This is a genomic window from Anabaena sp. CCY 0017 (assembly GCF_963920885.1).
GTDB lineage: Bacteria > Cyanobacteriota > Cyanobacteriia > Cyanobacteriales > Nostocaceae > Nodularia.
Genome location: NZ_CAWUDG010000019.1, coordinates 1 through 23576 on the forward strand (window position 1 = coordinate 1; position 23576 = coordinate 23576).

General features: G+C 39.8%; 22 protein-coding genes and 1 pseudogene. 9 read left to right on the forward strand and 14 right to left on the reverse strand.

Annotated features, from left to right (window positions below; translation table 11 throughout):
* The first annotated feature begins 208 nt into the window (after positions 1-208).
* The gene (locus ACM0OW_RS19255) at positions 209-676 is read left to right on the forward strand and encodes a DUF29 domain-containing protein (RefSeq protein ID WP_414551763.1); all 468 of its coding nucleotides are present in this window, start codon (positions 209-211) and stop codon (positions 674-676) included.
* A gap of 96 nt (positions 677-772) precedes the next feature.
* Here ACM0OW_RS19255 and ACM0OW_RS19260 read toward each other — a convergent pair.
* Positions 773-871: pseudogene (locus tag ACM0OW_RS19260) on the reverse strand (PEP-CTERM sorting domain-containing protein); the annotation flags it as partial.
* Positions 872-1538: 667 nt separating this feature from the next.
* Here ACM0OW_RS19260 and ACM0OW_RS19265 point away from each other — a divergent pair.
* Positions 1539-2345 carry an Rpn family recombination-promoting nuclease/putative transposase gene (locus ACM0OW_RS19265; protein ID WP_414551764.1) on the forward strand — a complete coding sequence of 269 codons (807 nt, stop codon included), beginning with the start codon at positions 1539-1541 and terminating at the stop codon, positions 2343-2345.
* 149 nt (positions 2346-2494) lie between these two features.
* Positions 2495-4129: a dipeptide ABC transporter ATP-binding protein gene (locus ACM0OW_RS19270; protein ID WP_414551765.1), complete on the forward strand. Its 1635-nt coding sequence runs from the start codon at positions 2495-2497 to the stop codon at positions 4127-4129.
* Between the two features lie 56 nt (positions 4130-4185).
* On the opposite strand, the gene ACM0OW_RS19275 is transcribed toward ACM0OW_RS19270, so the two are convergent.
* Positions 4186-5097: a hypothetical protein gene (locus ACM0OW_RS19275; protein WP_414551766.1), complete on the reverse strand. Its 912-nt coding sequence runs from the start codon at positions 5095-5097 to the stop codon at positions 4186-4188.
* 307 nt (positions 5098-5404) lie between these two features.
* On the opposite strand from ACM0OW_RS19275, the gene ACM0OW_RS19280 reads away from it, so the two are divergent.
* On the forward strand, positions 5405-5893 hold the full coding sequence (locus tag ACM0OW_RS19280) for an N-acetyltransferase family protein (protein WP_414551767.1): 489 nt from the start codon (positions 5405-5407) through the stop codon (positions 5891-5893).
* A gap of 4 nt (positions 5894-5897) precedes the next feature.
* Here the strand turns inward: ACM0OW_RS19280 and ACM0OW_RS19285 are convergent, their stop codons facing one another.
* From ACM0OW_RS19285 to ACM0OW_RS19305, 5 genes are all read right to left on the reverse strand, one after another.
* Positions 5898-7094, reverse strand: coding sequence for an FtsW/RodA/SpoVE family cell cycle protein (locus tag ACM0OW_RS19285; protein WP_414551768.1), 1197 nt, complete (start codon positions 7092-7094; stop codon positions 5898-5900).
* A 28-nt stretch (positions 7095-7122) separates the two neighbouring features.
* On the reverse strand, positions 7123-8145 hold the full coding sequence (locus ACM0OW_RS19290; RefSeq protein WP_414551769.1) for a UDP-N-acetylglucosamine--LPS N-acetylglucosamine transferase: 1023 nt from the start codon (positions 8143-8145) through the stop codon (positions 7123-7125).
* Positions 8146-8240: 95 nt separating this feature from the next.
* On the reverse strand, positions 8241-8849 hold the full coding sequence (locus tag ACM0OW_RS19295) for an FHA domain-containing protein (RefSeq protein ID WP_414551770.1): 609 nt from the start codon (positions 8847-8849) through the stop codon (positions 8241-8243).
* Between the two features lie 3 nt (positions 8850-8852).
* Complete coding sequence (locus ACM0OW_RS19300; protein ID WP_414551771.1) at positions 8853-9524, reverse strand: hypothetical protein; 672 nt, start codon at positions 9522-9524, stop codon at positions 8853-8855.
* A complete protein-coding gene (locus ACM0OW_RS19305) occupies positions 9521-10426 on the reverse strand; it encodes a hypothetical protein (protein WP_414551772.1) in 906 nt (301 codons plus the stop codon). The genes ACM0OW_RS19300 and ACM0OW_RS19305 overlap by 4 nt, the downstream gene beginning before the upstream one ends.
* 141 nt (positions 10427-10567) lie before the next feature.
* On the opposite strand from ACM0OW_RS19305, the gene ACM0OW_RS19310 reads away from it, so the two are divergent.
* The gene (locus ACM0OW_RS19310) at positions 10568-11779 is read left to right on the forward strand and encodes a glycosyltransferase family 4 protein (protein WP_414551826.1); all 1212 of its coding nucleotides are present in this window, start codon (positions 10568-10570) and stop codon (positions 11777-11779) included.
* Here ACM0OW_RS19310 and ACM0OW_RS19315 read toward each other — a convergent pair.
* The 6 genes from ACM0OW_RS19315 to apcA all read right to left on the reverse strand — a co-directional run bounded on the left by ACM0OW_RS19315 (position 11746) and on the right by apcA (position 16777).
* Entirely contained in the window at positions 11746-12900 is a 1155-nt protein-coding gene (locus tag ACM0OW_RS19315; protein WP_414551773.1) for a glycosyltransferase family 4 protein, read from the reverse strand. The two genes, ACM0OW_RS19310 and ACM0OW_RS19315, sit on opposite strands and share 34 nt — an antisense overlap.
* A gap of 11 nt (positions 12901-12911) precedes the next feature.
* Positions 12912-14303: an ATP-binding protein gene (locus ACM0OW_RS19320; RefSeq protein WP_414551774.1), complete on the reverse strand. Its 1392-nt coding sequence runs from the start codon at positions 14301-14303 to the stop codon at positions 12912-12914.
* Positions 14304-14314: 11 nt separating this feature from the next.
* Positions 14315-14866, reverse strand: a complete 552-nt coding sequence (locus ACM0OW_RS19325) for a heme NO-binding domain-containing protein (protein WP_414551775.1) — start codon at positions 14864-14866, stop codon at positions 14315-14317.
* A 433-nt stretch (positions 14867-15299) separates the two neighbouring features.
* Positions 15300-15506 (reverse strand): phycobilisome linker polypeptide, encoded by a 207-nt coding sequence (locus ACM0OW_RS19330; protein ID WP_239730635.1) that lies wholly within the window; start codon positions 15504-15506, stop codon positions 15300-15302.
* Positions 15507-15736: 230 nt separating this feature from the next.
* Complete coding sequence (gene apcB / locus ACM0OW_RS19335) at positions 15737-16222, reverse strand: allophycocyanin subunit beta (protein WP_193999007.1); 486 nt, start codon at positions 16220-16222, stop codon at positions 15737-15739.
* Positions 16223-16291: 69 nt separating this feature from the next.
* A complete protein-coding gene (apcA, locus tag ACM0OW_RS19340) occupies positions 16292-16777 on the reverse strand; it encodes an allophycocyanin subunit alpha (RefSeq protein ID WP_089091414.1) in 486 nt (161 codons plus the stop codon).
* A gap of 249 nt (positions 16778-17026) precedes the next feature.
* Here apcA and ACM0OW_RS19345 point away from each other — a divergent pair, with 249 nt between their 5' ends.
* Entirely contained in the window at positions 17027-17185 is a 159-nt protein-coding gene (locus ACM0OW_RS19345) for a hypothetical protein (RefSeq protein ID WP_414551776.1), read from the forward strand.
* A gap of 108 nt (positions 17186-17293) precedes the next feature.
* On the opposite strand, the gene ACM0OW_RS19350 is transcribed toward ACM0OW_RS19345, so the two are convergent.
* A complete protein-coding gene (locus ACM0OW_RS19350; RefSeq protein ID WP_414551777.1) occupies positions 17294-20704 on the reverse strand; it encodes a phycobilisome rod-core linker polypeptide in 3411 nt (1136 codons plus the stop codon).
* A gap of 422 nt (positions 20705-21126) precedes the next feature.
* On the opposite strand from ACM0OW_RS19350, the gene ACM0OW_RS19355 reads away from it, so the two are divergent.
* From ACM0OW_RS19355 to ACM0OW_RS19365, 3 genes are all read left to right on the forward strand, one after another.
* Positions 21127-21486 (forward strand): hypothetical protein, encoded by a 360-nt coding sequence (locus ACM0OW_RS19355; RefSeq protein WP_414551778.1) that lies wholly within the window; start codon positions 21127-21129, stop codon positions 21484-21486.
* A 366-nt stretch (positions 21487-21852) separates the two neighbouring features.
* A complete protein-coding gene (locus ACM0OW_RS19360; protein ID WP_414551779.1) occupies positions 21853-22911 on the forward strand; it encodes a DNA cytosine methyltransferase in 1059 nt (352 codons plus the stop codon).
* Positions 22908-23552, forward strand: a complete 645-nt coding sequence (locus ACM0OW_RS19365; protein ID WP_414551780.1) for a hypothetical protein — start codon at positions 22908-22910, stop codon at positions 23550-23552. Before ACM0OW_RS19360 ends, ACM0OW_RS19365 begins: the two co-directional genes overlap by 4 nt.
* Positions 23553-23576: the final 24 nt, after the last annotated feature.

Here is a 23576-nt window from a genome sequence, read left to right on the forward strand (position 1 = left end):
ACAAATCAGAGAGCAAATTTGGGAGGCTGTACCATTAAGTTGACACCAATGAGCATTGCTAAACCCCTACGAAATATGTGCTTTTTAGACTCATACATATTTATTATTTATTGTCAATGCGTAACTCCTATACCTCATAAATTAAACACTAATCAAATAGCGGCTGGCATATAATAAAAATATCCTGGTTATGGGAGTCATGATTTAAATGACAAATCAACTTATAAATGTAAATAAAGATCAAGATTCTAGTTTTTATGAACAAGACTATCACTTGTGGTTAGAGCGAATTGTTTATCTATTAAAAAAACAATATTTTTCAGAAGTAGATTTAGATAATTTAATTAAAGAAATAGAAAGTATGGGCAGAAGTGAAAAAAATGCTTTGAGAAGTAATCTTAGAGTAATTTTAATGCACCTGCTCAAATACAAATTTCAACCCCAAAAACGCTCTAATATTTGGTTATATACAATCTATGAACATCGTCTAAGATTACAAGAAGCCTTTTTAGATAGTCCTAGCTTAAAAAGCTATTATTTGGAAGTTTTTACTAATTGTTATCAAAATGCTCGCACAGAAGCATCTATTGAAACTGGACTTCCCCTTGCTATTTTTCCTAATGATAGTCCTTTTTCTGTTGACGAAACTTTAGATTCAGATTTTTTTCCAAATTGATATTTAAGATTTTGTTGTGCGATTTTTTGTATCAAAAGCAAAAATGCCATGTCTGGAGTTAACATGGCTAGATTTTAATAATATTAAATGATAGATTTATGCTGTAACTAAGGCTTGTTTGCGTTTGCGGAGTGAGGTAAGGCCGAAAGCACCTAAGCCTAAGATACCGATGAGGGAAGCAGGTTCAGGAACAGAAGTTGATGTTGTGGATTGAGGCTTAAAACTAGTTAATACTAAATTGTCGCCAGAACCACCAGAAGTTGTAATTTGAAAGAAGAAAGTTCCGTTGGGTGCATTGGGGTTGTTGGCAAAAATATTAAAATCTCCTGCCTGCCCGAAAGTAGGAGTTGTTCCAAAGGGAAGAGCAGGGGAAGTCGCAGGTTGTCCAACTAATTCTTGGCTAAAGTCTAATGGCGTATCAGGAGGTGTTTGAAAAATAAAAGAGCCAAAGTCAGATAATGTGAACGTTCCATTCCCTGTAGTTGTTCCTGTGACGGTTACAGAAAAATCATTTACTATTAGAGAAAAGTTATTTCCAGGATTAGGGATTTGAGCAGGATCAAAATCAATAAATCCAGTTGCTGATGCTCCATTTCCAAATGATGCGCCTGACTACTCTCATTCACTACTGTGAAGCTATTCTCCAGCCACAACCGGAGGAGGAAAATTAACAATTCTTTACCTTTTGCTCTACTTCTGACATCATCTCATTTTTCACTGCCCATTGAAAGTTATTTTTGTAACAACTTGGAAAATGGGATTGGGTAAGGCGGGTTTAAATCGTAAGTCTGTTGTCTTGTCTAAACCCGCCTATACAGGAGTAGGGAGAATGGTAAAATAGCAGTTTAATAATTCGTAATCAATGAAAACAGACGCAATTTTCTACGAAATATTTAAAGAATTTCCCAACATCTTTTTTGAAATTATTGGTAAACCTGAGATTAACACCAATACTTATGAGTTTACCGCACCAGAAATTAAACAAAAAAGCTTTCGATTAGATGGGTTGTTTTCTCCCCTAGAAGAATTTCCTAATCAACCCCTGTATTTCGTCGAGATTCAGTTTTACAAAGATGATGAATTTTATGGTCGACTGTTTACGAGTATTTTTCTTTATTTCACCCAATATCAACCACCTAACCCTGACTGGTTAGCGATAGTTATCTATGATAAACGCAGTAATGAACGTAGCTATCCCCTGCGTTATCGTTCATTGTTAGAACCTCATCTGCGTCGCTTTTACCTAGACGAACTTGAAGATTTACCAGCTAATTCTCTAGGAGTAGGAATTGTTCGCTTAGTTGTAGAGACTGAAAACAAAGCTGAAGAACTCGCCAAAACTCTGATTGACAAGGCGAGGGAGGAATTGACAGATACTCTCATTCAAAGAAAACTTATAGAATTTATAGAGACAATCGTTGTCTACAAGTTTCCTAATTTAAGCCGTGAGGAAATAGAAACCATGCTGAATTTAAACTTGCTGAAAGAAACTAGAGTTTATCAAGAAGCAAAAGCAGAAGGTGAACAAGAAGGCGAGCAAAAAGGCGAACTAAAAGCCAAATTAAATATTTTGCCCAAGCTTGTACAACGAGGACTCAGCATTCAGGAGATAGCAGAATTATTAGAATTAGATACTGAAACAATCAGGAAGGCTTTAGGCGATAAATAAAATAAGATGCAAATCTGGTTTTTTACCTCACTCCGCCTTTTCTGACTAATAAAAAGATGAGTTGGAGGTGAGGTTTTGTATGAGACTCATCCGCATTTCTGAACTAATCTGATAAACTGGCTGAAATTTAAACGGCTGACAACTAATATATGAGTGAAACTTTATTTTCTCTAGAGAATCTACGTGTTGCTTATCCTCAGCGTCACGAGGAAGCGGTAAGTTGGGCAGTTGATGATGTATCTTTCACCTTGCAACCGGGGGAAAGCATGGGTTTGGTGGGTGAGTCTGGTTGTGGTAAATCAACTCTAGGAAGGGCTGCAATGTGCTTGTTACCCCCTGATAGTCGCGTTGAGGGTCGGGTGACGTTTCAGGGTAAATCGGTGTTTGATTTGATGCCTAACCAGTTGCGGAAATTTCGGGGAGAGGCGATCGCCTTAATTTTTCAAGATCCCATGACACGGCTTGATCCTTTGATGACTATTGGTAAGCACTGTATTGAAACTCTTCAGGCGCATTCACCACAGTTATCCACTAAGGAAGCGAAGGAAATAGCGATCGCTACTTTGGAAAAAGTGAATATTCCCGCCAGTCGTTGGTATCAGTACCCCCATGAGTTTAGCGGCGGAATGCGTCAACGGGTAGCGATCGCCTTGGCTTTACTTCTCAACCCTAAGTTAATTGTCGCTGATGAACCCACCACCAGTTTAGATGTCACCGTCTCGGCACAGATTTTACAAGAATTAACCCGTCTATGTAGTGAGGAAAATATGGCGCTGCTGCTGATTTCTCACGATTTAGCGATGGTGGGCGAATATTGCGATCGCATCGGTGTGATGTATCAGGGCAAAATGGTAGAAATGGGTGCAACTGAAACTGTATTGAGACAACCTCAACATGAATACACGCGATCGCTATTAAAAGCAGCTTTGCATATTCAAGCAGTAGATGAAGACAGTAGAAAAGAGACTTCCCAATCAGCAATATTGCGAATTACAGAACTAGAACAGCATTACACTATCGAACCGAATTTTATTGCAAGATTATGGAAAAAGCCAGGGGAAACCATTAAAGCTGTCGATGGAATTAATTTAGAACTCTATCAAGGGGAGATTTTTGGATTAGTTGGGGAATCAGGTTGTGGGAAAAGTACCCTATCCAGGACAATCTTACAACTGATTCGTCCTACGGCTGGCAAAGTTGAATTTTTGGGGCAAGAGTTAACGACTTTATCGCGCCCAGAAATTCGGGCTTCCCGGCGACAAATGCAAATGATTTTTCAAGATCCTCATGCTTGTCTGAATCCGGTGATGACAGTGGGACAAAGCATAGCTGATCCCTTATTTATCCACAATTTAGCTGATGCAGATAAAGCGAAAGCACAAGTTTTGTGGATGTTGGAAAAAGTGGGATTAACACCAGCAGAACTTTATTATCAACGTTATCCATCAGATTTATCTGGAGGACAGCAGCAACGAGTGGCGATCGCTCGTGCTTTGATTACTCGTCCTAAACTGTTAATCTGTGATGAACCTGTGAGTATGTTAGATGCCAGTGTTCAATCACAAGTGTTGGATTTAATGTTACAATTAAAAGTAGAATTTGAATTAACGTACTTGTTTATTACTCATGATTTGTGGTTAGCGCGATTTTTGTGCGATCGTATTGCCGTAATGCACAGTGGTAAAATTGTGGAAATGGGTAGTACAAAGCAGATTTTTACTAATCCTCAACACCCCTATACTAAAACTTTACTAGCAGCCGCCCCCTTGTTGGCGCGTGCTTAGAATATTCATACTCCCTCTCCTTAGTAAGGAGAGGGTTGGGGTGAGGTTCCACAAATTTAATGATTTCCTTCAATTAATTTAGCTGTGTTTCCACTCGTTCCATAAAGCTCAACAAATCTTTTAAAGAGTAACGTACTTGCATTATTAGAAAATTTACTTAATTTGAATAAACGCTCAATATTCGTGTCAGCTAAATTGCGGAGATAGGGTAAATCTTCAAATAATGTCAAACACGAAGCAAAATGTAACAGGATTTGTAGTAGTGGTTTAGGCCAGTTTAAATCACTATAAATATCTATGAATAATTGATGTTCCTTATCCGTCAATGGGAAGGCTTGGAAAATTACGATTATTCTTTTCTTATTGTAAACGGGAATACTCAATTCAATTGTATAGGGAGTGTGTAAAATTAAATCTACCTCTACAATCGGTTTTCTCCAAATTCTTAGAGGATTTGCGGGAGAATCTAAAATAGTTTGGAATTTGATGATTCCACCAATATTTGTGGGCTGAAAGTGGCTAATATTGAGTATTTTTAAGTTATTTAAGCTAAAATTATGAACTGTTTCTAAATGTTTTAAGTTCAACAGATGATAAATTTGACAAAGGTAAGGAAAAGGTAATATATATTCTTGGCTGATCATGTGTCGCTTTTTTAATGCAAACTTATTTGATTGCATTGGACACAAGTTTAATTGAGATTGCTGATCTTTAATATCAGGTTTTAAATACAGCCAACTTAAAAAAAATAAAACTGTAGTCAAAAGATGAAAAAATTCTAAACTAGATAAATAACCATCAGCAAATGTGTCCAAACTCTGATCTACTATTCCATAAATCCAAGTGGGAATGCCTAACAGCCAAATAGTAGTTTTGAATTTACTGATAAATAAAGTTAATTCTACAGTTGAATCTTGCTGCTCGTTATTTTCGGAAATTTCAGGATTTTCTACTAAATTCTTAAACATAAAAGGTAGGTAGAAATTTTCTCAGCTACATTAATCCTAGATATAGCTAATAGAAACAACCTCTACCTTTGGTGCATATAGATTTTTAAATAGTTTGAAATTCCCAAGATTTATTTGTAGTTATAGCTACAAAAATTCGCCAATATATTTATTTTTTCTCATATTCAGAAATTCATCTGTTTCTCTAGGATGAATAATTGAAAATTGTGATCAAGAAATAACCTGATGGCATTTCTGCAAGATTAACCAAAAATTTAATTATTTTGCTATTATTTTAAAGATTTTATCTTTCTCCAAAACCCCAGCAATGACCATCCGCCATGCGAATGAAATTGATTTACCGGCAATAGTGGCAATTTATAATGCATCAATTCCCAGCCGCAAAGCCACAGCTGATTTAGAACCAGTTTCTGTACAAAGTCGCCTGGCTTGGTTTCAAGGGCGATCGCCTTTACAAAGACCAGTATGGGTGATAGAAGTAGAAGGTATAGTTGTGGGGTGGCTGAGTTTTAAATCATTCTATGGACGGCCAGCTTATGATGCCACTGCCGAAATTAGTATTTATATTTCTCCGTCTGTTCATCAACGTGGTATAGGTGGACTACTCCTCGCCCAAGCCATTAGCGAGAGTCCAAATTTACAGATAAAAACGCTTTTGGGCTTTATTTTTGCCCACAATCACCCCAGCTTAAAGCTGTTTGCCAAATTCGGGTTTCAACAGTGGGGATATTTACCGCAAGTTGCAGAACTTGATGGTGTGGAACGGGATTTAATAATTATGGGATTGCGAATTTAGGTTTTTACTTTTTTTGTAAACTCCGACGTTGACGCAAGTTCTGAGGTTGGGGTTTTCGCAATGGTACTACCTCCGCTTCACTACTCTCGCGGGCTACCCGAATTAGCAAAGCCATACTGACTAGGCTGGAAATCATGGAATTACCACCATAACTAAACATGGGTAGGGGTAAGCCTGTGGTAGGTAATGCACCTGTAGCCACGGCAATATGTAACAATGATTGTCCTATAATCACAATTGTTACACCAATGGCTACTAGTCGATTGACTATATTCTTAGCCTTCAATGCCACAATTAATCCTATAGTAGCTAATACCGCTAACATGATCAGCAGGACCATACTGCCAACAAACCCAAATTCTTCAGCGAACACGGAAAAAATGAAATCGGTGTCCTGAATTGGTAAATAAAACAACTTTTGTTGGGAAAGCCCAAACCCAGCCCCCCAAGTTTGACCAGAACCTACGGCTAACAAACTTTGTACTAGTTGGTACCCATCGCCTCTAGGGTCAGCCCAAGGATCGAGGAATGACATTACACGCCTGCGCTGATATTCTTTCAGGCTAATACTAATTAGCGCTAACATCAGCCCACCAAATGCTGTTCCTCCCAAATATCTGTAAGATAGTCCAGATGCTAAGGCTATTAACCACATAGTCATACCACAGAGTGCGGTTGTACTTAAGTTCGGCTGTGCCAAAATTCCTAAAAGCACTAGACAAAAAACACCTAGCCAAGTTAAGCGAACTGACCAACTCAACCGTTCCCACTGTCCAAACAGTCGCGCACTTTGCAGCACCAAAAACGGTTTAATTAATTCTGAAGGTTGCAGGGTTATTGGTCCGATACCTATCCAACGTGCTGCACCCAAAGCTTCTTTACCCACTCCTGGTATCAATGTAGCGAAGATTAACAGCAAAAACAGTGCAACAAACCAATGAGTATTACCCAAAATTTTCCGTAACGGAAGATTCACAATTATGTTAAATCCTATCAGGGCAACGAAGACCCAAGCGAGTTGGCGCTTAATGAAGTAAAGTCCATCTCCATGACTCGATTCAGCCACGGGATAGGATGCTGAAAACAGCATAATCAAGCCGACAAACAGCCAAATCAATGTTAGCCAGCGCAGTAACCGCGCCTCTAAAGCCCAGGAGGAGACGGAATCATCAAAAATTGGAATCAGGCGACGTAGATTCACGATTAGCTACAGTAGTAAAACTCATAACTCACAACTTATAACTCATAATTTGATACATTGCTTGCACAGCACCATTAACATAAGCTGGCGCAGACTGTGTATTTGCTGTTTTTACTTGGTTTAGCAATATTCTCACAGTAGCGATTGCCTCCGGCACGGCTTTGCCGAACGCTTGTTCAATATCCTGGACATAATAACCTTTACTAGCTCTTTTTGCTTGGCGGTCGTACAATCGCTCAAATGCTAATGCTACTAGAGGTACACCCACGGCGGCACATTCGTAAACTGTGTTGTATCCCCCCCCACCAATGACTATATCAGATGCAGCGAGGCATTCTATACCCGGATGGTGAGATATCCATAAGCTTTCAGGACAATTCTCAGGACAGTTAGCGGCTAAAATTCTCACAGCACATTCGGGAAATTCTTGATGCAGTCGCAGCGCTAGTTGACTAAAAATATTTAACTCTGATGCTTGACCTGCGGCACAGACTAGGATAATTTTTACAGATTTATCCACTTTCATGATACGCGATGTTCGCGTGGTGTTTCTCTCTGGTAATTCCTCAGCATTACGAATCAACCAAGGTGCTGTATGCTGAACACCAGGCAAATCTGCTAAACCTAAATCTGTACCTTCTCCCGGTACAATCACCAGATTAAAATTTGCCATGACAAAATCCCGTAAATTCTTGGCAATAATATATTTAGGGTTAATATCCCGATGAATTAAAATTCGCGGAATAGAGTGCAATTGAGGCAGAATATCTGCCAATTCACCACCCAAACCCCTGGGAAAGGTATCAACAATTAAGCAGTCATAATCAATATTGAGTAAAATTTCTCGGACTTTTAGACAAGTTGCTGAAAATCCAGCATCATCAGGAATCCAATGTACTAAACAACCCTCATGACTGATTTTCTGTGCATAAGGACTATTTGTAATAATTCTGATTTTTCTATATTTTGCCGCAATTCTGCCTAAAGACAAAGCACGGTTTAAATGTCCCCAACCGCCACCAAGGGCGTAAATTAACCAAGTTTTATTCAATAGTTAAAACGAAATAATTTTAAAAAGTTTACGGGCGGGTTTACTAAGGATTTCGACGAACCACAGACTGACTGCTTAAACCCGCCCCTACCCACTCAACTAGCACCCATATCATATTCAAAATCACCATCACTTTCACGTTCTAAACTAATAGCATCAGCTTCTGTAAAGTTGACATTACCAGTATAGGGGTCATAGAAATAGCAATCACGGTTGTCATAATAGTTATCACCCCAGTAGCCAGAGCGATAATTGCCATAACCGGAATAAAAAGCATAGTCTTCTTCATAAGACTGTTCACAGTAAGGACAATCTGTTTGATCAGTGCGATCGCACTTTCGTTTAAACAGAAATCCTACCATGCGATCGCATACATTGCTTGTTGCCAAGTTTACCACAATTTCGCAGCTACCAACTTGCAGGCGATCGCCATCTTTCAGACTACCATTACTCTTTTGCAAATCATTAATTTTCATCACCATATTTGGATCTTGGGAAATCACCATTAACCGTTGACTTTCCCCAGTAATTAAAACATGATAATCTGCAACCAAATCATCTGCAATCACCACCCTAGAAACTAATTTACCATTAATTTCTGCTGGCATTTCTTCAAAGTTCCGGCCAATAGCCACTGGAGTTGTAAATAATGGTTCTCGGCGTTCTTCAGTATTTGGGTCTATCCAACTCAATTGAATCTGCAAGTTTTACTTTCCTCCTGTTAAATTTACAGCATAAGCTAAAGCCGCTTGTTGTTCGCGAGTCAGAACATCAAAACCAAAACAAGCGAATGCAATGGGTGAAATCTCTGATTTTGTCGAAAAAACTGTGGTTGCAGATGCATCTCTCAAAGAAGTTTTGCCATCCTTAATTCTCACCTGATAAACTAACTTTTGGTCTGGTGTATTAATCTCCCAAGTATTATTTTGCGTCTGAATTTGATAAATTGCCTTATTAGCAGCATCTTCTAAAGTGTAGTGACCATCATTCTGTATTTTAAGAATATATAAAACTTGACTTTCTTCTGGATTTTCTAACTTCCACTGACCTTTTTGACTGATTACGTAACCCAAAACTTTCTCTGAAGCATTTTTAATTTTCAGTTTTCCTGGAGTATTTTCTCTAATTCTGGCTAATTCCTGATCATTTCCATCAACTAATTTTGCCCCATTATCTTGCTGTTTGAGAGAAAATAAGTCTGCACCAAACTCAGTTTTAAACTTGATTTTTTCAGTTCGGTTAGCAACATTAGTTACTGTAACGGTTGTTGTCTGAGTATTCTGTTGAGAAACTTCATCTTTTGTTGGGTTGTTACTACAGCTTAAAAGTGCCGTAATTAACATTCCTAAAGTTAAAATCTTACCAATGCTATGCTTCATACAGTTTCCTTGGAAAGCATTTTTGCCAAATTTAAAACTTGATAAAGGCTTAAAAACATAGCGACAACTGTTTGATAAATTTGCCCTTCATTTTCTGCAACCTCTGGGGAAATCCTGACAGTAAAATTCATAGATTTCTCTGTAACTTTCAAACTTTTTATCATAGAGAATTGAGGCAGTTTTATCGCCTCTGTCACCTCACTTTGTAAAACTTTTACTGCTCCATATCGGCGTTGAGGATAGGTTAAATAGAGATTTATATCCAATCCTTGTGATTTCACTTTGGATTTATACTTACTTTTGCCACTTCTGCTACGTTTCCAACCATATTGTTTTTTAGATAGTCCAGTAATACTTAACATAAAACGCGTTTTATCTAAAAAGCGTCCTCTCATGTTTAACCATTGATTTTCATAAATATCTATCTTCCATCCACTCTTGTAGGGATGCTTTACAGTGTTTGTTTTATATTCATTTTTTTCACCAGTTTGAAAAGATAATTTCAGATAAATTAAATTCGTTTCATCTAAATCTCTAGCCAGCATTTGCAGCAATTGTTTAATGAGATTATATCGATAATTAATTAAATTTAATCTCTTAAATTTAAACATCATAAATAATGTATAAACCCAAGCGATGATTAAACCGACTAAACCCAGATTCAGGACAAAAACTACTATATTTAGGAAACCAGAGGCAATAGCAGCTAAACTAAAGCTAAAAATACCTACAACTGCGGCTGTTGAAAAATAATAAATGGCTTGTTTGCCAAATTTATTTTGCTTAATTTCTGCAAGTTGAGAAAGTGCTGCTATATCATCTAAATCAGTTGTCACACTGCCCAAAAGTGCTGTATCTTCATAGATTAAATCTTTGCGTAGTTGTTGTAATTCAATAGGCATTTGAATCTGTACTCCATCAATTTATTTTATTAAGTTTATTTAAATTATTTTCAAACTCAAAATATATGAGATAAACAGATATTAATCGCCGTCAGTATAACAAAGTAAAAAAACAAGTGTCAATCAGGTATATAAATGTTTATACATAAACAGCAGATAGCCTATATATCCTTTGATGTTGTCCCAGCACCAAAGGGTGCAGCCATTCATATTGCAGCTTTTTCTCAGGCTTTAGCCGCAGCTTTTGGTCATATCGAATTAGTTACAGTTTCTCCTACAGCAGAACAGATAGATAAGGATGAAATATTTCCCCAAGTGCAGCAGACAATGTTACCTGCTGTGGGTAGTAATTTGATTTCCAGAGTTTTGTATTTTCAAAATTTGCTGCGGGGATGGTTGCAAAATCGCCAATTTGCGGCAATTCACATTCGTTCAATTTATGAAGGATTTGTTATAGGACTTAATAAAAATAAATATTGTGAGCAGTTAATTTTTGAAGTCAACGGTTTACCTTCTATAGAACTAAAATATCGTTATCCTGGGGTAGCTGAGGATCGAGAATTATTGCACAAATTGCACTCCCAGGAACAAATTTGTTTAGCAGCAGCCGATTTAATTATCACACCCAGCTATGTCACTGCTGCATATTTGCAAAGTCGGGATATACCATCTCATAAAATTCAAGTGATTCCCAACGGTGTAGATTTAGATGTGTTTACCTATAATCATTCTGGTGGTATTTTGCCCGCCATGATTAAGCGCCCAGCAGTTATCCAAATCATTTATTTTGGGACACTTTCCCCCTGGCAAGGTGTAAACTTAGCCATAGAAGCTTTAGAACTAGTAAATAAAGATGTTCCTGCTTATTTAACAGTAATTGGACAAGCCAGAGAGGATCAAATCAAAAAGTTAAAGCAGCTGGCGTTAAAATTAGGAATTGCAGAGAAACTCACTATTTTAGAACCCCTATCACAAACACAGTTAGTTGAACATATCCACGCTGCCGATATTATTTTGGCACCATTAATGCCAAGCGATCGCAACTTAGTTCAAGGTTGTTGTCCCCTGAAGATTTTAGAAGGTATGGCTACGGGAGTCCCTATAATTGCTAGTGATTTGCCTGTAGTCCGCGAACTAGGCGAAGACAAAGTACATTTTTTATTAGTCAAACCAGGTTCAGCCAAAGCCATTAAAGATGCCGTATTGCAGTTACACAATGACCCAGAATTAGCTACCAAACTGGCTAAAAATGCCCGACAGCGCATTGAAGAGAAATATACTTGGAAACTTGCCGGTGCAGCTTTAACGGCGGCTTATGCTCAATTGGGCATCAAGCGGCTAAGTAAAATTTGAAGTTGTTGTTGCTCTTGAGCGATAGAATATTCATTGAGGATGCGATCGCTTGCTGCTTGAACAATGCCATTTTTCTGTTCTATCGGCATAGTCAAACATTCCAACACCGCCTCACCTAATTTATGCAACTGAGAACGAGGCAACATAAAACCATTTTCACCATGTAAAATTACCTCTGGAATTCCACCCGCATCACTAGCAATACAGCAACAACCACAAGCCATCGCCTCTAGTAGCGCATTTGGCATTCCCTCCCACAGTGAAGGCTGGAGATAAACATCACATAACCGGAGATATTCAGCCACCAAACCAGAATTAGATAAATGTCCCGTAATGATAATTCGCTGGGCATTTTCTGGCTGCTGAGTTTTATAAACTTGCAGTACAGATTCCTGAGAAGCCCGTACCTCACCAATAATTAACAAACAAGCCGGACGCTGACTGCGAACTGTTGTCAAAGCATTTAACAAAAATTGCTGTCCTTTCTTTTCCCGCAATTCCCCACAAAAACCCAAAATAACCTCATCAGGTGCAATTCCTAACTTCTCTCGCGTAACCTCACCTGAACTTGGCAAACAAAATATATTTGTATCCACCGCATTTTTCAGCACCAAAACATCATCGCGTCCACTCAATAACTGAATTTTGCGAGACATATCAGCACTTACAGCCGTAATCACCTTAGCGTGTTGTAGCGTCCATTGCAGACGGGCAAAATCACCCGGTGGAAACATTTCCCTATCAATATCATTACCACGGGCGCTAACAGTACTGGGTATATTTTTCAATCCTGCAAACCACGTCGCCAAAAAACCACTCGGAAAAAGATAATGACCCCAAATAGCATCATATCCACGAGTCTGCTGCAACCAATCCAGCACATTCAGAGTATGAGGCATCGTCATATCCCAATGACGGTATAACCCTATACGATAAACTCGATACTTTGCTTCTAATCTTTCCGGGGGTAAAACTTCCCCAGGTTGTAAATAACGACTCCAGGTAACAACATCAACTTCTATATTTAATTGGCAAAGCGTATTTACAAGGCGCGTAGCACTGCTAGCCAAACCGCCTAAATCTGGGGCAAACCGTTCTGTAATCAATAAAAGACGCTTCATTCAATATTTGACTAGCTATTAATCGATATAGGAATTTCAATGCAAAACTCAGTTCCTTTTCCGGGTTCTGATATACAACTTAAATTTCCCTTGTGTTTTTCTACTATAATTTGATGGCTAATTGATAAACCTAAACCTGTACCTTTACCTACAGGCTTAGTAGTAAAAAATGGATCAAATAGTTTTTTTCTAACTGCTTCAGTCATCCCTAAACCATTATCACTAATGTAGATGACAACACGATTTTCATTTAAAACCTCTGTCATAATATTAATTATACTAGGATTAGTATAAATTTCTGCAATAGATCGATTTTCATTATAACTATCTAAAGCATCAATAGCATTATTAATAATATTCATAAATACTTGATTGAGTTGACCCGGATAGCAATCTATTAAAGGTATATTGCCATATTTTTTTACAATTTCAATTTTTGGGTAGTCAAATTTTTCCTTCAGCCGATTTTGTAAAATCAACAAAGTATTATCTATGCCTTCATGAATATCAACTCTTTTCATATCTGCTTCATCCAGACGAGAAAAGTTACGCAAAGACCTGACAATTTCAGTAATCCGCTTGGTTCCTATTTTCATAGAATTGATAATTTTGGGTAAATCAACCAGCAAAAATTCTAATTCAATTATTTCGGTATAATCTTGAATTTCTGGTACAGGATTGACATAAACTTTTTGGTAAAGCTCCACAAGCTTGAGTAAATTTTGTGTGTAATCATCAATGTAACTCAAATTGCCATGAATAAAATTAATTGGGTTATTAATTTCGTGGGCTACTCCTGCCACCAGTTGTCCCAAACTGGACATTTTTTCAGCTTGGATTAATTGTGCTTGAGTTTGTTGTAATTCCTTAAAAGATTTTTCTAATTTTTGAGCTTGTGCTTGAGCAAATTGAGCCAGATTTTCCTTAATTTCCAGTGCCTTTTGTAGTTCTATAGTTAATTTTTCGGTGTCAGCTAAAGCAGTATTTTTAGCTTTTAATAAAAAAATAAAATCACTAATAGGGTCATGAAGAGCAAAGTCCTTTAATTTGATGCCAAGAGGAGCAAGACTAGCTGTTTCTGTAATCCAAGGAGAACCCAGAAAAAACATAGCTTCTGGCTCTGGTTGATACATCATCTGCCCCTTAAGATACATCCCATTATGAATAAACTCCAAAATGAATATAGAATTAGTTTTTTTGTGAATAGCATCAAAATCAACCGCAATAGGGGGGCGATTAATATAAAAATGCTGCTCTATCTGTCCACCAACTAATGAACTCGGACTAATACGTTGTAAAACATAGCCCGCTTGTAATATCTCTCGATTCCGGTTAAATACAAAGTGAAACGGAAAAGCTTCGGTAAATAATTCTGGCGAAAGACAAAGGTGAGGAGGAATCATCAACTTAGCGCTCAGTGTGGTTTATGCTTCACTAAAAATTCATCGTGTTCAGCGCCATCATTTTTACTGTGGGTTTGTGTAATCTCAACTTCTATATCAAACCTATTTCCTAATCCCTTAACCAAACCAAATACCATTGGAGCAAGACCCTCTCTATGAGAGTGATAGTGTAAGCTCAAGGAATCTTCTTCGACATCAGTACACTCAAATGATGGAGGTTGAAGCTTCGGAAAGCTGATTCCTATACGAGTATGAAGATTATCGAGGTTTTCTAGAAACTCAGGTAGAGTATCCCCAGTCATATCCATCATTTCGCCATAGCCTTCTTGCGATGCGTACTCCACCCAAAATTCTCCGAATGCTGCCATAATCTCTGACGGAGATAAATCCAAAACAACACTAGCAGCTTTTATCAGCCTGTGTGTAATGTCATCAGGATAGCCTTCCATGCTGAGGAAAAAATCTGTCTCGACTTCAGCTTTCTGCTTAATTTTTCGCCAAATCTCCTCACCAAAGCGACTACACACCATATTTTGAATACCTTTATTTACCAATCCGTACATAACAGCCTCCTCTAATTAAACCAACTTGATTACAAGAACTAAGGGTTAATTGGAATAACTCTCTACCACTGGAACAACCGGAAAGCATAAAAATAACTATTAGTAGTTAATGCTATAAAGCAATACAATTACATCAGTATTTATACTATTCACATTTAGTTTATTTTATGAATTCAATATATTATCTAAGTTTATATACTGGAAATTAGCTTTAGATGACTTTTATGTAAGTCAGCACTAATATTTCAAGCTTTAATGTATAGCAACCGCGAAGGAGGTTAAGACATTGTTGATTTCTGAAAGCCTGGAAGTATACTTAAGGATACCGCCTCTTCAAGATATTTGACCAATTAACGTGATAGAATAAGCAACAAAAAAGAGGCCTACCTTGACCTCTTGACAACTCCCTAGAATGATGTTCGTTATATATTAATTACAGCAACCCAGCGTTAGTACCTTGCTTACCAGTTGCTAATTCTACCTTCACGATTTTGCCACCCATTTTTTGAATGCGTTGCTGTTCGCGAAACCAGTTTTCGTAAGGAACTAGCTTAGTGAAATAAGTATTTTGCAACTCTCTTTGAGTACGAATGCGGGATTGGCTGGGGACACAAGCAGTAACTTTAAACAAACGAGCCATATCTTAAAATCTCCTACGGTGATTGTGAAAAGTTTTTTATTACAAACAAAAGTGGGAGTGTATATTTCTATGCAAATATTTAAATTAATCACTCCAAGTCTGGAAATCAAATATCAATACTAGACCGCTAACACTCATTCACAACATAAGCAATAGAACGTTCTAACACTCACAATTGATTTCCAGACCTTAATAAAGTCGCACCTAATGTATTAAGTGCAAACTAACTCTTAGCTTAAGCCAGAGGAGATATAGTCTAAGTAAACGCCCATTTCTTTACCAGCGTCGGGACCGACTAAGCTAGCGGTTACTTCTTTGATAGCTTGGATAGCTTGTACAGTAGCGCCTACGGGAACACCCAAGGAGTTGTAGGTTTCTTTCAAGCCATTCAATACGCGCTCGTCTAGGATCGAAGGATCGCCAGCTAGCATAGCGTAGGTAGAGTAACGTAGGTAGTAGTCCAAATCGCGGATGCAAGCAGCATAGCGACGGGTGGTGTACATATTACCACCGGGACGAGTGATGTCAGAGTATAACAAGGACTTAGCTACTGCTTCTTTAACGATCGCAGCTGCGTTAGCACTAATAGCTGTAGCAGCGCGCACGCGTAGTTCACCAGTTACGAAGTAGCCTTTGAGCTTTTCTAGAGCCGCAGTATCCAAGTATTTACCTTGAACGTCTGAAGCATTAATGACAGAGGTAATTGCGTCTTGCATGTTGTTCTTTCCTTATTTCCAACCTGATTGCAATAGTTGTGTTTCAGCAGCAGTAAAAACAGCTTCAGCTTACTGCATCGCACCGACTAGGTAATCGAAGTAAGCGCCAGCTTCACCAGAGTCTTCAGCAGACAACAAGGTAGCAGCAACATTCTTCATCGCGTTAACGCCACCAGCCACAGCGTCAATAGGAGTGCCGAGAGACTTGTACATTTCACGCACACCCACAACACCGATTTCTTCGATGGGGGTAACATCACCGGAAACAATTCCGTAGGTGACAAGGCGGAGGTAGTAGTCTAAGTCGCGCAGACAAGTAGCGGTCATTTCTTGGCCGTAAGCGTTTCCACCAGGAGAAACAACATCAGGGCGTTTTTGGAACAACTGATCACCAGCTTGCTTAACAATGCGCTCGCGGTTTTCGGTCAAAATTTGAGCGATGCGGAGGCGACGTTCACCACCGGAAACAAAGCTTTTGATCCGATCCAGTTCGCCGGGGCTAAGGTAGCGGGCTTCTGCATCAGCATTCACGATGGACTTCGTGACGATACTCATTAATGGATTCCTCCAGTACTAATGAAACCAGAATTTTAAGAAACTGGTGAGACTTTAATTTGGTGTGGCAGTAGCCTTCTTCCCTCGTCGCTTTAGAGAAAACAATCAAATAATTGCCATAGCTATCGCATGACGAGTTAGAGAGAAAATTTAACTACCTTCCGCAAAACATTTTCCGGCATTCTGTAGGGCATTTATGACTGTTCTTAATACTTTGTAATATTAATTCTTAGATTTAAAAGCCATTTTTTGCCGGAAAGCGTTATTACACAAGGCGATGAGGGAAAAGAAGCCGGGGAGCAGAGAGCAGGGGGAAACTTCAATGAAGCATTTCTTCCTCTTCCTTCTTCCCTTGGCGCTCTTGGCGTACTTGGCGGTTCGTTAAAAAAAATTGACTTTCATCTTTAATCGAACCGTATTGGGAGCCAGTTCCCAAACCTCGGTAAGGGCGGGTTTATTAAGATCCTCGTTCATATTGAATGATATCTGTAAACCCGCCCCTACAAGCGTTTACTTCTAGCGATCGCTTGGACGGCCTGTCAGTACAGCAGGTGACAAACTAGACCAGGATTGCTTCACTAAGTCAGCAGCCGCTTGGACGCTACCGAGGTAGTTACCAGCAGGTAGTGATGGGTAGCGAGGATAAGGTACGACATCTTCACCAAAGAAGCGGGCGTACTCTTGACTATCCACAATTGCCTCTACAGCAGCCCTTAAACCGCTATCAGCCAGCAACTTGTTATATTGGCGGATTTCGCCCTGTGTAGCTGGTGCGCGTCCCAATAGGTGACGGAATAGGAACTCAATCACTTTGGTGTTGGGATAAGGCGTATAGAACCGTTTGCGGTAGATTTCGGAACTAGCTAACTCTCTAACAAACTCACGTACAGAAATTTCTCCGTTCCGCAGTTTGCTGTCTAAGTTAGAACGGCGGAAGTCTTGGGGAACTTGACCGCTAAATATATCCAAAACTTGGCAGTAAGCAGCATTAATTACCTGTTGCTTCTCTGCTTGATTTGCATTCATGGTCATGCGGTGAATTCGTGCAGGTTTGCGGCGGCTTGTACCTACACCCACTTCCACAGATTGACCACGACCATCATTGAAAGAACGACCCAACTCAATAAACAACGGCTTGGTTTTATCCATCGCCTTGGCTTGGGCTGCCAAATCTGCGATCGCCTTCGCTAAAATTGGCGTATTCGCTGAGTTCATGCGGGGCTTCACAGTCTCAAAGCTAGGCACAACCACATCTTTATTTTGCTTAGTCAGTTGGTTGTAAAGCTTTTGAGTATTGGGGAAATTAGCCGCAGGTAGAGTTGGGAAGCGACGATAAGGAACCGTATCTTCACCGAAAGCTTGGCTATATTCCGCACTTTCTACCATCGCAGTAATAAAAGCCCGAATCCCTTGAGTAGCCAAAATTTGGTTATACTTACGGATTTCTGCCTGGTCTATAGGCGCACGTCCCAAGAAATGCTTAGTTCCCATCTCAATCACCTTAGTGTTGGGATAGGGTGTATAAAACTCTTTCAGGTACAGGTTCGAGTAACCCAAACCAGTAATAAATTCCTTGACACTAATTTCGCCATTCCCCAGCTTGCTTTCTAAAGCTGTGAATTCATTCTTGATAATGTAAGGTGCAACATCACGCTCAAAAATCTGGCGATAAGCAGCGCTGATTAAAGTATTTACAGCAACTTTATTGCTAGTATTTGCTACCAGCTTAAAGACTTTGCTTTGTTCGCGCTTCTTGGTAACACCTTGATTAATGCGGAATTGGATATCAGGTTCGGTGCGGTTTTCTGTTACCGTACCCAATTCTACAAAGCGAGGTGTTTCAACTTTCTGAACCTTCGCAGTACCGACATCTTCGCGAATACTTCCAACGCGTAATTGACGCAACGACACACCAGCCGGAGTCAAATAACGTTCGTAAGGCACTGTATCTTCACCAAACGCCTCACTGTACTCTGGGGTATCCAGAATGGCATCTACAACTGCATAGAAACCCTTCTTAGCAGCAATATCAAAATACTTGTTGTTTTCTTGACGACCGTAGGTAGGACGACCCAACAAGCGACGGTGCATATACTCGATGGACTTACAAACATACAGCGATGTCCAGTACATCTTGCGGAATAAATCCGACTTCGCCAAAATGCGGACAAACTCGCGCACAGTAATTTCGCCGTTTTCCAGCTTAATTTCTGCTACCTTCAGGCGTTGACCTTCGTAAACGTCACGACCAAAGACTTGCAGGTAAATCGCTCTAATTACGGCTTGGGTAGAACTTTCCGAAAACTTAACGCTGACACCCTTACCGCCCTTTCTGCTGAGAGTAGAAGGAACTTGATCCAGCTTAAACACCTTCCGTCCCAGAGTACCAGGAGCCTCGCCCCGTGCCTTGGGATTACTCAGTTGATTATTAATACCAGGCCCTTGGTGAATCAAGATGCGGCGGGTATCCTTACCAAAAGGAGCCGGACTGCTGCTGGGGTTGCGGGTTTCTTTCGGGAAAATTGCCCCAAATTGAATTTCTAAAGCGTCATTACCAGAACCGTAAGGATGTTGGTCTGGTAGTGGGCGATCGTAAGCCGCAAAGGTAGTAATAAACTGAGGTACTTTGCGGAAAGGCGCACTGTATTTAAACAGGTCTTGTTGCGGTCCCCAGTTACGACATTCTTGGGCTTCTTGACCCAAACCACGCAGGTAAGGTACTGTTTCCTCGCCAAAGTAATCCCCGTATTCGTCAGAATCAACCAAAGCATCAACCAAAGCTGGTAGACCACCGTTAGAAATAATCGCAAAGTATTTTTGCACTTCTTCCCGGCTACTTGGTCCCCGTCCCAAAATGTGACGGAAAGCGAGTTCAATGACTCGGCTGTTAATAAAAGGCTGATAAAACTGTTTTTGGTAAAGGGGAGATTTAGCGAGACGACGGACAAACTCCTTCATGGAGATATCGCCATTCTTCACCTTAGATTCCAAGTCAGAAATCGACAAGCTATAAGCACGGGTAATGTCACGCTCAAAAAGTTGCCGATAGGCTGCTTTCACAACCTCAATTTTTTCACTGGCTGACAAACCAGGCTTCATCGCAAACTTAGGACGACGTTCTGCTGCTACAGAGTAGATTTGTGGCAGTTGTAGCCCTTGTTGGTCGCCAGAAGGACGCTGACGAAGTTTATTAGAAGGTGTGGGTGCTTTGAACTCATTCAGCAAAACATCCATGTACTGAGACACAATTTCTGTAGCCACAGCATCTTTGCGGAAGTAGGAAAGTGATGCTGCTTTGATTTCCTGCAAAGCTACCAAAGTTGCTTCAGTCGAACAAGCACTTTCAATGATTTCCCGTAAACCCCGTGTATTCACACTGATAATATTGGGGTCTCCAGCCACAATTGCATAAGTTGCATAACGCAAGAACCAGGATAAATCCCGCAAGCTCTTGGCCATGTTGCTAGGACCATAACGGGCGACGTTGATGGGTCTAAAACCAGCAGGTGTCGGACCGCCTGGAGAGGAGTTAAAGATTGACCGTAAATTTTCGAGGAAACCACCACGACTTTCAACGTAGGTGACAGTTCCTAGTTTCATCCCTTCTGTGACAGTTCCCTCAGCCGTAGCGCCAGCCCCAGCCATAGCTAGTTCTCGTTCTTGAGGCTTTTCTAAGAAAGCCATAGGAGAACCACCGACAAAAATCCGGTTAGCAGCGCGAGAAACGATGATCTCGGAATTGTCCGTCAGCATCTGAGCAATTTCCAGACGCTTTGCACCAGAGGCAAAATAGCTTGCTAGTTCGCTGAGTTCACCGTTTCCCAAAAAGCGGTCTTGCTGCTCGGCTTGAGAAATCGTCGCCACCGGCAGAGTTTGATATAGTTGCGGACGTGCAACGGAGCTTCCACCACTTGCCTTAATGCTCATTAGATTTGTAAAACTCCTTTAATTTATCTATGTGTTAAATCTGGGTTGTTTTGAGGCTTGACACATTGTTGTGAGCATGGACTAAGAGTGCTACCTGCAAAACTGCCAGTAAGTTAACCCAGTTAGCTTTAGATTAAAACGTTTTGCGGTTTCTCTGTTGGATTATTAAGAAGTATGTAGAATCTGCAATCTAAATGAGTTCGCCGGAATAAGTACATATTCCCTCTGGGCGAAAATTCACTATGGTTTTGTATCATCTAGATACAAACTTACCAGCACACTTTGTTGTAAACGTAGTAATTTTTAATATAATTTAATATTTAACTGATTTAATCAGCGAGATAACTACAGACGGAAGCATTTTCCAGATAGATTAGCATTTAGTGTTGCGATCGCCTGCTCATCACAGAACAAATCGAGAGATGAAAAATATCATGAATTTATCTGTAAAAATTGCCCCGAATACGAATGCACCTAAGTTAACTTATGATGTGCTGATCAAAAGTCAACCAGATAATACAGTCAAAGCCACATTGTTAGGTTTACCAGACTGTGAAGGTTTAGGAAATACAGAAACAGAAGCTATAGAAAAACTCAGCCAAAGTTTGCAAACTCGGTTAGAAACCGCCAAAATAGTTACTCTAGAAATTGCAGCGCCTCCATCAGAAAATCCTTGGTTGAAAATAGCTGGTAAATATAAAGACGATCCGCAATTCGATAAAATGCTTGAAGACATAGCAGAATATCGACGCGAGTTAGATGAAAACAATGAATTAAGGTAATTTCAATTATTTGTTTCTCGCTAAAAAGTTCATAGGAATATGATGAGATTCCCAGTATTCTTTAGCTGAATTGAAAATATCTAACGCTATTTGATACTGTATCGGGTCAGATGGAGCAAAGATATCAGCATAATTATATAAACGGCAAAGTTGTGCGGCGGCAAACCTTGAACTCTCAACGATAACTTCTGTTCCGTCCGCACCAAAGCAGTGTTAAGTTGCCATCAATTACTAAGCCCTAACTGCTACAATACATACTCTGCCCCGTAGAGTATGTGTATTTTTCGGTCAAAGTATTACAAATTGTCGCCCTTTGAGGTATAGTTAAACCCCTAGTGGCACTCTGCTTGAACAGCTAAAACTTGCATGAACTCATATCTTACTGCATTGAACTCCTTAAAGTTACCCCAAGAGAAAAGGAATGAGCTTGTTGCAGTTTCCCTTTTTTCAGGAGGTGGAGGGCTTGATTTAGGCTTGTCTCTTGCAGGATTCAACTTCAAATACTCAAACGATGAAGTTCAATACTATTGTGATACCATTTCATACAATTTTCCTGATTGCGTAGCGGAAGCCAGAGATGTTAGGGATTTGAAAGGAAGTGAAATCAAAGAATTGATCAAAGCTGAAAAGATCAGCCTTATTGCGGGAGGTCCACCCTGTCAGGCATTTAGCATACTGGGTAAAAGAGGTTCTTTTTCGGATTATCGAGGTCAACTTGTATTTGACTATATTCGCCTCATAAATGAGCTAAAGCCAAAAGCTTTTGTCTTTGAAAATGTGCCAGGGCTACTGACCCTCAATAATGGTGAGGACTGGAAAAAGCTTTATTATCACTTTCAAGTTGAGACGGGTTATGACATTTATACAGATATTTTGAATGCTGCTGATTATGGAGTGCCACAAATTAGAAAGAGAGTTTTTGTTGTAGGTTTCTGTCAACCCGTTGAATTTATTTTCCCCTCGCCTATATATCGTGATCCTTCAAGTTTAGACTTACTTAATCAACACCTTCCAGATTGGATACCGGCAAGGCTGGCTTTGGAGCAGGTTGAGGGTTTGCATAATCATGATATTCGTATTCACGGTGACAGAGTTCGTAGTCGATACGAAAAAATTCCACCTGGCAGAAGAGATAAGGTAGATCATACGGATAGAATTGATCCTGAAAAGCCTTCAGGGACAGTATTAGTTGGTTCCAAGGCAGGTGGTGGTAGACCTCATATCCATCCCTATTTTCCTCGCCATATCACAGTTCGAGAGGCGGCACGTCTTCAATCATTTCCAGATTGGTATAAGTTATTAGGGACATCAACAGCACAATACAGGCAAGTTGGTAATGCAGTGCCTCCACTTCTTGCTCTTGCTGTTGGAAAATCCATCCAAGATACGTTGAAGAATCTGAGTAAGGAGGAGATAGCAGTTTGACACTTCCGTACCCAGGATACTCTTGGTCTTTTAATCACCACATGGGAAGAGTGAATCCAAGAGAGGTGTTTGCGCTCCTAGAGTCAGCTTACCGATTCAGACAATACCCAAACTACCGAGTGCTGGTTAACCAAGCTTTGGTTGCTGAAGGAGTGTTCACTGCGAACATCAGAGCGGATTCTGGACAAGTAGATGCATGGCGTGATTACCAACAAATCCTCCCTGACTTGGGTCTAATTTATTCGACTAGATACATTAGACAACCACAACTAACACCAATTGGTCTCATGTATATCGATGGCACAATTGGTTACTCTGAACTCTTCTCTACTCAGGTTCTTGCTTATCAGTACCCTAACGGACACAAAACAGATTTATCTCCGGCGGTGAAAGGAGAATTGTCACGTGCAGGAATAATTATTCCTCCAAACCGAACAGAATTAGATGTCAATTCAGGAATTTTGATTAAGCCAGGAGTGCTAATTCTACAAATTCTGCTTGAACTATACCTTCAAGGTTATCCCCCAACTCTAGACACGCGCGAGTGTCTTCTGGCTCTTGTACCCACAATTCGCAATAGTGATTGGCAAGAGCGACAATTGTTACTTGAACAAGGAATCAGTTTACCAAATGATCATTAGACAAAGGAATAAAATGCCTAAATT

Excerpts from the sequence above, each read along its gene's own strand:
- ACM0OW_RS19330 (WP_239730635.1), bottom strand. The coding sequence starts at position 15,506 with ATGGCTCGTTTGTTTAAAGTTACTGCTTGTGTCCCCAGCCAATCCCGC.
- ACM0OW_RS19280 (WP_414551767.1), top strand. The coding sequence starts at position 5,405 with ATGACCATCCGCCATGCGAATGAAATTGATTTACCGGCAATAGTGGCA.
- ACM0OW_RS19265 (WP_414551764.1), top strand. The coding sequence starts at position 1,539 with ATGAAAACAGACGCAATTTTCTACGAAATATTTAAAGAATTTCCCAAC.
- ACM0OW_RS19320 (WP_414551774.1), bottom strand. The coding sequence starts at position 14,303 with ATGATTCCTCCTCACCTTTGTCTTTCGCCAGAATTATTTACCGAAGCT.
- apcB (WP_193999007.1), bottom strand. The coding sequence starts at position 16,222 with ATGCAAGACGCAATTACCTCTGTCATTAATGCTTCAGACGTTCAAGGT.
- ACM0OW_RS19355 (WP_414551778.1), top strand. The coding sequence starts at position 21,127 with ATGAAAAATATCATGAATTTATCTGTAAAAATTGCCCCGAATACGAAT.
- ACM0OW_RS19300 (WP_414551771.1), bottom strand. The coding sequence starts at position 9,524 with ATGAAGCATAGCATTGGTAAGATTTTAACTTTAGGAATGTTAATTACG.
- ACM0OW_RS19275 (WP_414551766.1), bottom strand. The coding sequence starts at position 5,097 with ATGTTTAAGAATTTAGTAGAAAATCCTGAAATTTCCGAAAATAACGAG.
- ACM0OW_RS19270 (WP_414551765.1), top strand. The coding sequence starts at position 2,495 with ATGAGTGAAACTTTATTTTCTCTAGAGAATCTACGTGTTGCTTATCCT.
- ACM0OW_RS19315 (WP_414551773.1), bottom strand. The coding sequence starts at position 12,900 with ATGAAGCGTCTTTTATTGATTACAGAACGGTTTGCCCCAGATTTAGGC.
- ACM0OW_RS19325 (WP_414551775.1), bottom strand. The coding sequence starts at position 14,866 with ATGTACGGATTGGTAAATAAAGGTATTCAAAATATGGTGTGTAGTCGC.
- apcA (WP_089091414.1), bottom strand. The coding sequence starts at position 16,777 with ATGAGTATCGTCACGAAGTCCATCGTGAATGCTGATGCAGAAGCCCGC.
- ACM0OW_RS19360 (WP_414551779.1), top strand. The coding sequence starts at position 21,853 with ATGAACTCATATCTTACTGCATTGAACTCCTTAAAGTTACCCCAAGAG.
- ACM0OW_RS19350 (WP_414551777.1), bottom strand. The coding sequence starts at position 20,704 with ATGAGCATTAAGGCAAGTGGTGGAAGCTCCGTTGCACGTCCGCAACTA.
- ACM0OW_RS19255 (WP_414551763.1), top strand. The coding sequence starts at position 209 with ATGACAAATCAACTTATAAATGTAAATAAAGATCAAGATTCTAGTTTT.
- ACM0OW_RS19305 (WP_414551772.1), bottom strand. The coding sequence starts at position 10,426 with ATGCCTATTGAATTACAACAACTACGCAAAGATTTAATCTATGAAGAT.